At 32.6% G+C, this 12,683-nt stretch carries 16 protein-coding genes; 5 read left to right on the top strand and 11 right to left on the bottom strand.

Translation table 11 applies throughout. From position 1 onward, the window contains the following. Positions 1-163: 163 nt before the first annotated feature. On the bottom strand, positions 164-613 hold the full coding sequence (locus DR871_RS09025; protein WP_113665589.1) for a 2-dehydro-3-deoxyphosphooctonate aldolase: 450 nt from the start codon (positions 611-613) through the stop codon (positions 164-166). Between the two features lie 444 nt (positions 614-1,057). On the opposite strand from DR871_RS09025, the gene DR871_RS09020 reads away from it, so the two are divergent. After that, positions 1,058-1,618 carry a YeeE/YedE family protein gene (locus tag DR871_RS09020; protein WP_113666040.1) on the top strand — a complete coding sequence of 187 codons (561 nt, stop codon included), beginning with the start codon at positions 1,058-1,060 and terminating at the stop codon, positions 1,616-1,618. Positions 1,619-1,654: 36 nt separating this feature from the next. Continuing rightward, positions 1,655-2,071, top strand: a complete 417-nt coding sequence (locus DR871_RS09015; protein WP_113665590.1) for a DUF6691 family protein — start codon at positions 1,655-1,657, stop codon at positions 2,069-2,071. A 44-nt stretch (positions 2,072-2,115) separates the two neighbouring features. Here the strand turns inward: DR871_RS09015 and DR871_RS09010 are convergent, their stop codons facing one another. The 4 genes from DR871_RS09010 to prmA form a co-directional block, all read right to left on the bottom strand. Next, on the bottom strand, positions 2,116-2,787 hold the full coding sequence (locus DR871_RS09010; protein ID WP_113665591.1) for a lysoplasmalogenase: 672 nt from the start codon (positions 2,785-2,787) through the stop codon (positions 2,116-2,118). Between the two features lie 9 nt (positions 2,788-2,796). Next, on the bottom strand, positions 2,797-4,068 hold the full coding sequence (locus tag DR871_RS09005; protein WP_113665592.1) for a sterol desaturase family protein: 1,272 nt from the start codon (positions 4,066-4,068) through the stop codon (positions 2,797-2,799). Between the two features lie 92 nt (positions 4,069-4,160). Further along, positions 4,161-4,436 carry an ATP-dependent Clp protease adaptor ClpS gene (locus DR871_RS09000; protein WP_113665593.1) on the bottom strand — a complete coding sequence of 92 codons (276 nt, stop codon included), beginning with the start codon at positions 4,434-4,436 and terminating at the stop codon, positions 4,161-4,163. A gap of 44 nt (positions 4,437-4,480) precedes the next feature. Then, positions 4,481-5,314, bottom strand: a complete 834-nt coding sequence (gene prmA, locus DR871_RS08995; protein WP_113665594.1) for a 50S ribosomal protein L11 methyltransferase — start codon at positions 5,312-5,314, stop codon at positions 4,481-4,483. 95 nt (positions 5,315-5,409) lie between these two features. Between prmA and DR871_RS08990 the strand changes: the two genes are divergently transcribed. Beyond that, positions 5,410-6,633 carry a porin gene (locus DR871_RS08990; RefSeq protein WP_113665595.1) on the top strand — a complete coding sequence of 408 codons (1,224 nt, stop codon included), beginning with the start codon at positions 5,410-5,412 and terminating at the stop codon, positions 6,631-6,633. Positions 6,634-6,688: 55 nt separating this feature from the next. Here DR871_RS08990 and tpiA read toward each other — a convergent pair whose 3' ends face one another. From tpiA to DR871_RS08970, 4 genes are all read right to left on the bottom strand, one after another. Next, positions 6,689-7,441 (bottom strand): triose-phosphate isomerase, encoded by a 753-nt coding sequence (tpiA, locus tag DR871_RS08985; protein ID WP_113665596.1) that lies wholly within the window; start codon positions 7,439-7,441, stop codon positions 6,689-6,691. Positions 7,442-7,508: 67 nt separating this feature from the next. After that, complete coding sequence (locus DR871_RS08980) at positions 7,509-8,006, bottom strand: TlpA family protein disulfide reductase (RefSeq protein WP_113665597.1); 498 nt, start codon at positions 8,004-8,006, stop codon at positions 7,509-7,511. Between the two features lie 230 nt (positions 8,007-8,236). Further along, on the bottom strand, positions 8,237-9,337 hold the full coding sequence (locus tag DR871_RS08975; protein ID WP_113665598.1) for a BT_3928 family protein: 1,101 nt from the start codon (positions 9,335-9,337) through the stop codon (positions 8,237-8,239). Between the two features lie 18 nt (positions 9,338-9,355). Further along, complete coding sequence (locus tag DR871_RS08970) at positions 9,356-9,901, bottom strand: DUF1599 domain-containing protein (RefSeq protein ID WP_113665599.1); 546 nt, start codon at positions 9,899-9,901, stop codon at positions 9,356-9,358. An 88-nt stretch (positions 9,902-9,989) separates the two neighbouring features. On the opposite strand from DR871_RS08970, the gene folP reads away from it, so the two are divergent. Together folP and DR871_RS08960 are read left to right on the top strand one after the other, a co-directional pair. Next, positions 9,990-10,814, top strand: coding sequence for a dihydropteroate synthase (gene folP, locus DR871_RS08965; protein ID WP_113665600.1), 825 nt, complete (start codon positions 9,990-9,992; stop codon positions 10,812-10,814). 2 nt (positions 10,815-10,816) lie between these two features. After that, positions 10,817-11,449, top strand: a complete 633-nt coding sequence (locus DR871_RS08960) for a hypothetical protein (RefSeq protein WP_113665601.1) — start codon at positions 10,817-10,819, stop codon at positions 11,447-11,449. A 32-nt stretch (positions 11,450-11,481) separates the two neighbouring features. Here DR871_RS08960 and rlmH read toward each other — a convergent pair whose 3' ends face one another. Then, on the bottom strand, positions 11,482-11,955 hold the full coding sequence (rlmH, locus tag DR871_RS08955) for a 23S rRNA (pseudouridine(1915)-N(3))-methyltransferase RlmH (RefSeq protein WP_113665602.1): 474 nt from the start codon (positions 11,953-11,955) through the stop codon (positions 11,482-11,484). 117 nt (positions 11,956-12,072) lie between these two features. Further along, positions 12,073-12,564: a CIA30 family protein gene (locus DR871_RS08950; protein ID WP_113665603.1), complete on the bottom strand. Its 492-nt coding sequence runs from the start codon at positions 12,562-12,564 to the stop codon at positions 12,073-12,075. Between the last annotated feature and the right edge of the window lie 119 nt (positions 12,565-12,683).

Below are 12,683 nucleotides of genomic sequence, written 5' to 3'. Positions count from 1 at the left end.
ATTTACGATTTCCAAATAATTTATGACATTAACTTTTTTTTAGGAGCTGTTTCCTGTCTCGTCATTAGGACGAGATTACAATCTCCCTGAAAAACGGGAGGATTTTCACTAGCATCAGGGCTAGGGAATTGTTTTGCAAGGACATTTTGGGATTCGAAAAATATTATTTTTTCAATGTAAGTCCTACAGGAACCATCAATATTCCTTTTTCATAGATGTTCAAATAGAGTAGTACTGGTTTTTTTTGACCATTCCATTTTAATTCATATACATCTAGAAACCCGGCACCCAACTCGCTTCTTTTTGTTGGAAACGGGCAGCAACTTTCTAATTTAGTAAATGTGATTTTTTCGCCATTAGGTCCCGCCAAAGCATTCAAAAAACGACCTTGATTGATGGTTTCATTTTTAGTGTTATTAAAGAAAATGTTGATTGGGTAATCTTTATCATAACCATATTTTTTGTCTTTACTATATGCCGTAATTAGAAAAGTATTGTCTTTAGAAAGAGTAAGGTTTGGCGCATTATCATCCGTATTTTTCAATGTAGATTGCGTACTGGAGCAAGAAGCTAAACTAATAAGTAAAGCAATAAGAAGGATTGATTTGTTCATGTTTTAAAATAAATTTATTGCGTAATTCGCTTAAGTCTTGAAATAACAGTATTGTGTTGAATACATATTTTTAAACATATAAGAAAAAATAAGTTTTTTAATTTGAATAAAATCGAGTAAAGTTAGTAGTTCATTTAAGCAAAGTCTCTTTACCTCGTAAAGAATATTTTAACTTATATTTACTTTTTAACCCTAATTTGACAAATAAACTTTTTTAGCTTACATGACTTATATGTTTAAAATTAAATTCTTTTCATTTTAGGACATGGTAATAAAATTTAAATAGCAATTATAATACCATGCAGTTTAAATGTACAAATATAAACAGAACTTTAGACCTTAGTGCGTGTTCCCTTAATAATTTAGATTCCCACTTTTTTACCGAAAGTAGCATTTCTTCCAAAATCTCGTAAAATGCTTCTTATCTTTGCACAAAAAAACAATATGGATATTATTTTTCAAACATGGTCCTGGTACGTTTCCGGTTTTTTAATCGGCTTGATTATGTTAGCACTTATATATTTTGGAAAGTCTTTCGGAATGTCTTCTAATTTGCGTTCACTGTGTTCAATGGCGGGTTTAGGAAAACGAGTAGCCTTTTTTGATTTTGATTGGAAAGCACAACGCTGGAATTTAGTAGTCGTTCTCGGTGCAATGCTGGGTGGTTTTGTTGCTGTTCATTTTATGAGTAATGCTTCAAATGTGGACATAAATCCCAAAACAATAGCACAATTAGCACAAATGGGTATCGAAGCTCCAAATGGAAAATTAGTACCGGATGCACTTTTTGGAATCTCCATTTTAGAATCTCCAAAAAGTATTTTCATACTGCTTATTGGTGGTATTTTGATTGGTTTTGGGTCTCGTTATGCTGGTGGTTGTACTTCTGGACATGCCATTTCAGGATTGAGTAATTTACAAATTCCTTCGTTGAAAGCAGTAATTGGATTCTTCATTGGTGGATTAATAATGGCGCATTTTTTATTGCCATTAATTGTAAAGTAGATAGGCAATCATCATTTAAAATTTAAAATTAAAAGCATGAAAAATATACTAAAATATTTATTGGTTGGATTTGTTTTCGGAATTGTACTGACTAAATCTGAAGCCGTTTCTTGGTATCGTATTTACGAAATGTTCCAATTTCAGTCATTTCATATGTACGGTATCATTTCGGTGGCTATCTTGACAGGAATTATTGGGATTCAAATCATAAAAAGGAATAACATCAAAGACATCAAAGGAGAATCGATTGAAATTCCAGATAAAGAAAAAGGATCTGCTCGTTACTGGATTGGCGGATTATTTTTTGGTTTAGGTTGGGCATTGGTTGGTTCTTGTCCGGGACCAATATTCATCTTACTTGGAGCAGGTTTTTGGACTATTTTGATAGTTCTTTTTGGAGCTCTTTTAGGAACTTATTTATATGGGTTATTGAAAAATAAATTGCCCCATTAATCGTTAGAAATTTTATATCAAAGTAGCATTCTCGTATGGAAATGCTACTTTTTTTTATTTAATTTCAAAATACCAATAACAATCAAATATTGCGCAAGTAAATAAGTTGCCATAATCAGGAAGGAACTGTATTGCAACGGTGCATAAAATTTATTAAAGGCCAAAATACTATCTGAAGCTACAAAAATGATAGCGCCAACCAAAATGTATATGCTGGCAGGTTTATGCCAATTCATAAAGCCTTTCAATGCAAATAACAACATAATTGAAATTGTGAGCGCGTAAACAAAAACCGGAATTTTTAGGTCACCCAAACTTGGCAATAAAATCAGCATCATTACAATTAAATAAAAGGTAATTGCTGTAACTCCTATCCAGAAAATGATTTTACTTTTCTTTAAATAAATCTTTAATTGTTTGCTAAAAAGTATGATATAAAAAATATGTGAAAGTAAAAAAGCAATCAATCCTGCAATAAAATATAATTCTCGTTTATCAGCAAACATCAAAATAATATCACCAAACCACGACAAAGTCAAAGCTGTCAAAAGAACTTTTTTAGTAATGAACCTTTCGTGTACATAAACTGCCAGAATTAGAAACGGTAATAAAAACGGTTTGAAAAACCAGGCAATTTCCTCTTTTCCAAAAAGAATTATCAAAAGATAAACTAGATTAAACCCGATGAACCTTTTTAATATTATGTTGCTTTTCATTTTTTATTTTTAAGATTGAGCTATAATCATTGTTTCTTTTTCAAAATTACTGCTGACAAAATATACCGTTACAGCCCAGGATAAAAGGAGGTAACCACCAATAATATAACTCGCAAATGGGAAGAGTTGATTCATCCCAAACCAATCTCCAAAATAGAAAATTAGCCCAATTCCAAATACAAACCGGATACTTTCCCAAAACACAGAAATTTTTCGGGTGTCCATTAATTCTGTGTAACTGTAAACGGTCAGGAAAATGAACGCTCCGTAAATAAATACATTTGGCAAACCTATTAACGCGATTGAATTGTAGAGGTAACTAATAAGTAATAACGTTATTATTGCTTGAAATAAAGACCAGTACATCAGTTTTTTAGAATATTGGACTCCATATTTTTCAAAATCATAGACATTGGTGATTTTAGTTACGGGATATTTTTCTTCAAAATTTTCTGGACGCCAGCCTGTTGGTTTAAACCAAATGGTAAACTTATCTTTCCAGTTTTCGACGCGCCAAGCATCTGTAATCAGCAGCCATAAATGCTGAAAATTAATCCGAATAGGATTCCAAGTTCTCGCAGGTCTTGTGATTCCAAAAACAGGCGGAACGGTTTCTAATTCTGCTTGAAAAGTGCCAAACAATTTATCCCAAATAATAAATATCTGTGAATGATTTTTGTCCATGTATTCTGGATTTATGGCATGATGAACCCTGTGATGGGAGGGAGAAACCAGTATGTTTTCTAGAAAACCAATTTTCTTAATGTGCTTGGTGTGGTACCAAAATTGAAGGAATAAATGAATAGGAAGTGTTATAGCAATCACTTTGGAGGGAACTCCTAAAAGAGCCGCCGGAATTAATAAAAAGGTAAACAGATTGACAAAACTGGAAACAGGTTGGCGCAGGGCACAGGCCAAATTGAATTCTTCACTACTGTGATGAATCGCGTGTTTGTTCCATAAAAAATTAATTTGATGTGACAGTCGATGACTCCAATAGCCATAAAAATCAATAGCAATAAATCCGATAAAGTAGGTAAAAAAGGTTGCTTGAAGATCAAATAAGGCTATTTTAGAAGCAATCCAATCGTAAGAAACAAGCGTGATGCTGAGTCCCAAAACATCTTTTAGGGAATTTACCATTCCAGAACTTACGCTCGAAACAGAATCCATATTAGGTGAAGTATCTTCCCCTTTGTAATGCCCATATATTTTCTCGATGATAATCAATATCAAAAATAGGGGCATTGCAAAAACTAAAATTTTACCGTATTCTTCCATAAAAACACTTTTTATTATTCAAATATAGAATAAAAGAGAATGTTTTTGAATTATTCACAGTAATTTATTTCTAGTGGAAGTTTTTACTGTACTTAAATTATCTCCGCATTTAATCCTGCTTGTAATAATTGAGTGCATTGCGGTTTTAATTTATCATAAGGACCCGTTTTTACGGTACACTTTCCGTTATAATGTACAATTAATGAACATTGCTCTGCTTGTTCCGGAGTGTGATTACAAACACGAATCAAAGTTTCAATGACATGGTCAAAAGTGTTTACATCATCGTTGTAAACCACTATTTCATTGTCTAAACTAATTGTTTCTTTTACACTGACTCTTTCTCTTACTTTTTCTTTAGTACTCATTATGTAGGTTTTTGTACTTTCGTAATTAATAAAAAATAGTACTACTAATTTACGTATTTTAAAGATACCCAATTGTTTCTTTCAAATTTTTTAACATAAGTCAGTCCTTTTTCAGTACAAGAAGCATCTATAAATGGAATATCTTCCTGATAAAACCCACTTAAAAGTAGTGTTCCATTAGGATTTAAACTGTCAACATAACTTTGCATATCGTTCAACAAGATGTTTCTGTTAATATTAGCAATAATTAAATCGTATTTTTTACCGGCTAATAATGCTGCTTCACCTTCATAAACTGTGACGTGTTTACAATTATTGCGTTGAGCATTTTCAATTGAATTCAAATAACACCAATTATCAATATCAATGGCGTCAATTGGTTGTGCTCCTTTCATCTCGGCAAGTATTGCTAAAATGGCAGTTCCGCATCCCATATCCAGCGTTTTCATTCCGGTAACATCTATTTCTAATAAATGCTGGATCATCATGTGAGTTGTCTCGTGGTGACCTGTTCCAAAACTCATTTTTGGTTCGATAACAATATCGAATTCGGCATCTGTTTTTGGGTGAAAAGGGGCGCGTACGTGACAATTTCCATCAACATCGATTGCTTCAAAATTCTTTTCCCATTCTTCATTCCAGTTGACTTGTTCGATTTCTTCGAAAGTATAATCGATAGTAAATTCATCTGATTGTAAAATATGAATGTCATCAAGAATCATTTCATCCCATAAATCTTTTTGTACAAAAGCTGAAATCCCAGTTTCAGTTTCCGTAAAACTCTCAAATGCTCTTTCTCCCAGTTCTGCGATTAATATTTCAGAACCTAGTTCTTTAGGCTCAATAGTAAAATGGTACCCGATATATATGTTTGACATGCTTATTTTTTTTGCAAAGGTAACAATCACTATTTAAACGGCATTTGTAAATCAAATTTTATTTTACATTTGTAGCACTAACACACAACTACACAATGAAAAAAATCATTTTATTTTTTGTTTTTCTGCTTAGTATTGCCGGCAATGCTCAAGTTACTATAAAGCAAAATAAACAAGATAATGACTTAAAATTATCTGCACTTCCTTATTACAGCTTTGGTAAAGGGATTGGAATTACTTCTCCAGACAGTTTATACCAATTGAATATTCGTTTTCGAATGCAAAACAGAGTTACTTATACTGAAAATGAAGGAGAAGATGGCGTTTATGATGGACAAATCAGACGTTTGCGTTTGCGATTTGACGGATATGTGGGTTCACCAAAATTTTTATATGCAGTCCAATTATCATTTGCCCCAGGCGATGTGGGAGAAATTCAAGAAGGAGAAAATATTAATATTATTCGTGATGCGGTTGTTTTTTACAGACCTAATAAACATTGGAATATCAGTTTTGGGCAAACAAAATTACCAGGAAACCGTCAACGTGTAAATTCTTCAGGTGGTCTTCAATTAACGGATCGCTCCATTAATAACGCCAGATTTACAATTGATAGGGATTTTGGTTTCCAAGTTCATAATATGAATGAATTTCAAGATAAATTTTCTTATAATATCAAAACTGCTGTTTCAACAGGTGAAGGACGTAATATAACAGGAAATGCAGATGCAGGAGTTGCTGTAACCGGAAAAGTGGAGTTATTACCCTTTGGAGCTTTTTCTAGGGACGGGACCTATTTTGAAGGGGATATTGTAAGAGAAAAAAAGCCAAAACTGATGCTTTCTGGAGCTTTTCAGCAAAATAATCATGCCAAAAGAACACAAGGACAGTTAGGGAATGACTTGTTTGACGAACGTACTATGAAATCAGTGATGTTGGATGTGATGTTAAAATACAACGGTTGGGCAGCGATGTCTAGTTACATGTCTAGAACTACATCCAGGAATGCTGTTACTATTAATCCGGACGATATTTCACAATCTAATTTTGCTTATGTAGGGAATGGATTTGATCATCAGTTGAGTTATAATTTCCCATCAAATTATGAAGTTATTGGCAGGTATTCCACTCAAAAAGTAGGTGAAGATATTAGGACTTTGGCTCCAAATTCTAAACAATATACTGTTGGTTTAACCAAATATATTTGGGAACACACTTTTAAGCTGCAAAGCGAATTGACTTTTGACACTTTAAATTATTTCGACGGAAGTACTAAGAATAATTGGTATTTACGTTTTCAGGTAGAAATAGGTATTTAAAAAAAAAGCGGTGAAAATAAATCACCGCTTTTTTTATAAATTCTAAAAATGAAATTTATATTGCATTTATAATTGATACAAAATCATCAGCTTTTAATGCAGCACCACCAATAAGACCACCGTCTACATCAGGTTTTGAGAATATTTCTTTTGCATTATCAGGTTTCACGCTTCCTCCATAAAGAATAGATACGTTATCAGCAATATCGCCTCCAAAAGCTTTACGAACAGTTTCTCTAATAAATTCATGCATTTCTTGTGCTTGTTCCGGAGAGGCAGTTTCTCCTGTTCCTATTGCCCAAACTGGCTCATAAGCTAAAACAATATTATCCCAGTCCTTTGCTTCAATATGAAATAACCCATCTCGCAATTGGTTTTCTACCACATTAAAATGATTTTTTGTTTGACGATCTTTTAATTCTTCTCCAAAGCAAAAAATAACTCTCATATCATGTTCCAAAGCTGTATTTACCTTGCTAGCAATCAAAGCGTCTGTTTCATGAAATATCGCTCTGCGCTCTGAATGTCCTAAAATTACGATATCTACACCAACACTTTTTAACATATCTGCTGAGATTTCACCAGTGAAAGCGCCGCCTTCGGCTTGATGAACGTTTTGTGCAGCAACATCAATATTAGTAAACTCTAAATGATCTACAGCAGAGGCTAAGTTCACAAAAGTAGGAGCTACAATAACCTGAACAGTAGTGTCTGTTGGTATTTTTGCTATTAGTTCATTTAATAAATCTTCAGTTTGTTCTGCATTTTTATGCATTTTCCAATTTCCTGCAACAATCTTCTTTCTCATTTTCGTTGTGTTATATTTAGTTTTTGGTTTTAATTTTATATGGTTTGAAAAATAATAGCTAGAATAATTATTTCAAACTTAGTAAGGTTTCATTTATTTTTTCAAAATCTGTTTCAATAGCGCGGTACAATACTATTTTTCCAGTTTTGTCTACGATGATGTATCTAGGAATCCAATCCACATCCACAGCTTTTGCAAATACACCTTTCATTTGATCGTTTGCCATGAAATGTCCACCTTTTAATTGATGTTTTTCAATCCCAGCTTTCCATTTATCAGCAGTTTTATCCATTGAAATAAACAAGTAAGCAACATCAGGATTATTAGCTTGTAATTCTTTTAGTTTAGGCATTGCTTTTACGCAATCACCACACCAAGAAGCCCAAACTTCAATTACTAATGTTTTTCCTTTGTACTGTTTTAAAATATCTTTAAAAGCGACTTGACTTCCATCAGTGGCTAAAAGGGTTTCAGATAAAGCTTCTTTTGAGAATTTAGTTTTTTGTGCATTTGATGTGCAAGAGAAGGTGACAAACGCAAGTAGTAATGCTATTATTCGTTTCATTATAGTATAGTTTTTAAACAAAGTTAAACAAAGAATTTGAATGCGTTATACAGAATAAGAAATTTTGAAAGCATTATCCGAAAATGATAAAGCAATATCGTTATAGTTCAAAAATAATTGAATGATTTTGACTTAGTGTTTTTTCGGAATAGAACTTGCCATTCTTTTAAACAAAAAAGCCGTAAAGTTTCCTGTTTCGGACTCTACGACTTTTTAGTTTTATGGTTTATTTAGAATTTTAAATCTGCAATATCATTATGATGAACTTTTTGTTTTATTGTTCCTTTTTCAATCAAAACAATACTTGGATTGGCCCTTTCAATTGTTTTTACGGTTATCGCATCACAAAAATAGAAGTCAAATGTCAATCCGAATTGTTTTTTTGCAGCAGCTATTTCTTCTGGTGAAGAAGCTGTCATTGCAATCACCTGATATCCTTTTGCTTTCGCATCTTGATTCAGTTTTTCTAATTTTGCCATTCCACTATGATCCGCTTTTGTTAAATCGTAAGCGGTTATCAACATCAATTTTGGTGCTTCTAAAAATTCTTCTTTATACTCAGATCCGTCTTTTTCCATTGTAAAATCATGAATAGGAGGAACGTAACCTTCTGTAATAACTTTGTCTTTTCGGTCTACAAATACGGCGCCTTCAGGAATTGCCATCAAATCTTTTTCAGTAAATTCTTTATCGACACCGCCAACTTTGTAAATAAAGACCATTTCTACCACTGATTTTTCAGCTCCATCAGGAATTCGCATTCCTTTTTGAATATTGTTTCCTACTTTATAAGGTCTGAAATCGATTAATGGCAAATGGTTTAAAACCCAAACTCCCATAAGTGACGATAAAACGATACTGGCGTAAATGACTATGTTTTGTACATTATTGGTAAACAAAGGTTTCACCAATTTTTGATTAAAAAATAATATCAAAACAAAGAAAAGTAAAACGATATCCTTAGTAAACGATTGCCAAGGTGTCAGTTTTAAAGCATCTCCAAAACAACCACAATCTTTTACTACATTAAAATAAGCCGAATAAAAAGTTAGGAAAGTAAACAGTACAATCAGGATTAATAAACTCCAAATAGTGAATTTGGTCTTGTAACCAATGAGCAACATAATCCCCAAAACCACTTCTAAAATCACCAAAAATAAAGCGATTCCTAATGCAAACGGAACAAAAAAGGGCATGTTGAAAACAGGTTCACTGAAATACTCCGCCAGTTTATACGAAAACCCAATCGGGTCATTCAGTTTGATTAAACCGGAGATAATGAATAGGATTCCAACGAAAATTCGAGAAAATTGCGTAATTATATTTTTCATTTTTGTGACAGCTTTTTATTATTTATTTCCAAAACCCATTAGAATCAACGCAAAAACCGAGTAATTTATCATATCCTGATAATTAGCATCGATTCCTTCAGAAACTAATGTTTTTCCTTTATTGTCTTCAATTTGTTTGACACGAAGTAGTTTCTGTAAAATCAAATCAGTCAGTGAACTCACACGCATTTCGCGCCAAGCTTCCCCATAATCATGATTTTTGTCTTCCATTAAATCTTTGGTCAGTTTGACTTTAGCATCGTATAATTCAGTGGCTTTAGCAACGTCTAAATCGGGTTGATCCACAACGCCTAATTCCAATTGAATCAAAGCCATAATCGAATAATTGATAATCCCGATGAATTCTCCTGTTTCATCTTCATCAATTTTTCGAACTTCGTTTTCTTGTAAACTTCTAATTCTTTGGGCTTTAATGTAGATTTGATCCGTCAATGAAGGCAATCTTAAAATGCGCCAAGCACATCCGTAATCTTTCATTTTGTTGATAAACAGTGCACGACAAGTCGCAATCACCGTGTCATATTCCTTTGAAGTATTCTTCATTATTGGTGTATATTTGTCTTGAAATTTTTCCAAAAATAAGATAATTTTTTTGAATGTCGAATTTTGAAGTCTTTAAAACTGTAAACGAATGACTATTAACTGCAAAGGATTACTTGTTGACTTATCAACTCCCAAAGTAATGGGAATTTTGAATGTGACGCCCAACTCTTTTTTTGATGGTGGAAAGTATAAAAATGAAACGGAAATACTTTCTCAAGTTGAAAAAATGCTCCTTGATGGCGCAACTTTTATAGATATTGGCGCTTATTCCAGTAAACCAAATGCAGAATTTGTCTCGGAACAAGAAGAAATTTCGAGAATTAATCCTATTGTTGATTTGGTTCTAAAGAATTTTCCAGAGACAATAATTTCGATTGACACCTTTAGAAGTGAAGTGGCAAAAACTTCAATAGAAAGCGGTGCAGCTATCATCAACGATATTTCAGCAGGAAATCTGGATGATAAAATGTTTGAGATAATTGCAAAATATAATGTTCCGTATATTATGATGCACATGCGAGGTAATCCGCAAACGATGCAAACACTCACAGATTACGATGATATTGTAAAAGAAATTTCGTTCTATTTTTCGGAGAAAGTGTCTATGGCCAGAAGTTTTGGAATCAATGATTTAATAATCGATCCGGGCTTTGGCTTTGCCAAAACAATAACTCAAAATTACGAAGTTTTTAAAAAAATGGAATTGTTTAATATGCTGGAGTTACCACTTCTTGTTGGGATTTCCAGAAAATCCATGATTTATAAAACGCTTGAAACTACAATCGAAAATGCATTGAACGGAACTACGGTTTTGAATACTTTGGCGTTAACCAAAGGAGCAAAAATTCTTCGAGTTCACGATGTTAAAGAAGCGATGGAATGTGTTACCTTATTCAATAAAATAAATTTATAAAGATGAAATATTTTACGCTGATTGTTCTTTTTACTCTATATTCTTGTGGAAAGAAAGAAGACATTTTGTTGCCAAAAGCAAATACAACAATTGTCAAAAATGTAGATGATCTTTCTCCAATCTATATTTTTTTTAGAATAAAAGGAAATGATACCTTAGCAGATGTAAACCGTAAAAACAGTATTATTTCGACCAATTGGATTCTAAATGTTGACAAACGTTTACCGTTGCGACTTGCCATTCCGGAAATCATGAAGTTGCAACAAAAGAAGCGCGAAGAAAAAGCACACAAGAATGAAAAGGCCGAAAATTATTATTCTTACGCAGATACAATTGGAAAAAATCTAGCTTTTATTCCTTTTACCAATGTGTATTACAAAATGGAAAAACCAAAGTCAGGAGTTGCGGTCTTTTTTACTAAAAACAATGAAATTTTAGTAGATGATATTGTGGTAAAAGAAGAAGAGTTGCAAACCTATTTTGATAAAGTACCAAATAATGAAGCTGTCCAATATGTTTTTTGCTTTGATAAAAACTTGAATTTTGGAAGTTACATTCAAAACAAAATTTTCATTAATGGTTTAAAGTTGCCATCGTCGGAATTTAATATAAAACAGGAAGAATTTATTTACTAAACTTCAAACAAAGAAAACTTTAAACAAAATAATTACTGGTGATGATACGGTTCGTTTCTTAAAATCGTGAAGCCACGATACAATTGCTCGATAAAAAACAACCGCACCATTTGATGGGAAAATGTCATTAAAGACAGCGATATTTTTCCTTGTGCTTTAGCATAAACAGTATCAGAAAATCCGTAAGGACCGCCAATTACGAAAACTAAAGTCTTCACTCCGGAGTTCATTTTCTTTTGTAATTCTTCTGAAAAAGCTACACTGGAAAAGTTTTTTCCGTTTTCGTCCAACAAAATAAGTTGGTCCGTAGGTGTAATTTTTGCCAAAATCAATTCGCCTTCTTTTTCTTTCTGTTGGCTTTCGGATAAGTTTTTTACGTTCTTGATATCAGGAATAATATCTAAATCGAACTTGATATAAAAAGACAAACGTTTGGTATAATCGTCTATTAAAGATTGTAAGGCTTTGTTATCAGTTTTACCGATAGCAATCAATTTGATGTTCATTTTTGTTGGATTTCAGAGGCGCAAAGATAGAAAAATTAACAGTTTCAATCTATGTTTTTCTTTGGTCGAAATTAATAATATGACTTTAAGTTTGTACAAAAAAAGTTTGAATAATATTTATTTTACCTCAATGCTATCAATTAGCAATTGAAATGTTTCCTCTTTTTTATTGCCTATCAAAAATGTAATTTCTTCTAAATTAGAACCGTCATAATTAGCCAGATTTAGTTTTTGTCCTCTGAAAGCAGGATACAATTCCGTGATTGGAATTTCAATCGTTTGCCAATCTGTGGTAGTTTGAAAAGGAAATACATATGAATGGGAATCAGTTCGATGAGTCTTGACTCTGAATTGATATTGTTTACCGTCCCCTTTAATCCGAATGCAAAAATGTGTAGCGCTTTTTAAAATTAATGGATCAAAAGTATATTTTACAGCGCAAAATCCACCATTATTTTCTAAAGATACTTTGCCTTCAAAAGTTCCCTCTCCATTTGTATTCAGATAGATTTTACTTTCGGATACTCCGCCCATCACAGCATCATTTACAATTTTCCAATTGCTAAGGTCGCTCTTTAAATCAAAATCAAAAATTAAAAATGGTTTCATAATGTTGGGTTTGCAAATTATTTTATTCTAAAAAATTTCTTTTTTTTTTATGGCATTGATACCAAAAACTAATAGTGGCGTAAACTCTTCAGAATTTACGCCAGTTTTTATCTTGAGGA

The organism is Flavobacterium petrolei (genome assembly GCF_003314435.2).
GTDB classification, from domain to species: domain Bacteria; phylum Bacteroidota; class Bacteroidia; order Flavobacteriales; family Flavobacteriaceae; genus Flavobacterium; species Flavobacterium petrolei.
Note: the sequence above shows the minus strand (reverse complement) of the source record. Positions and strands in the feature narration are given on the sequence as shown.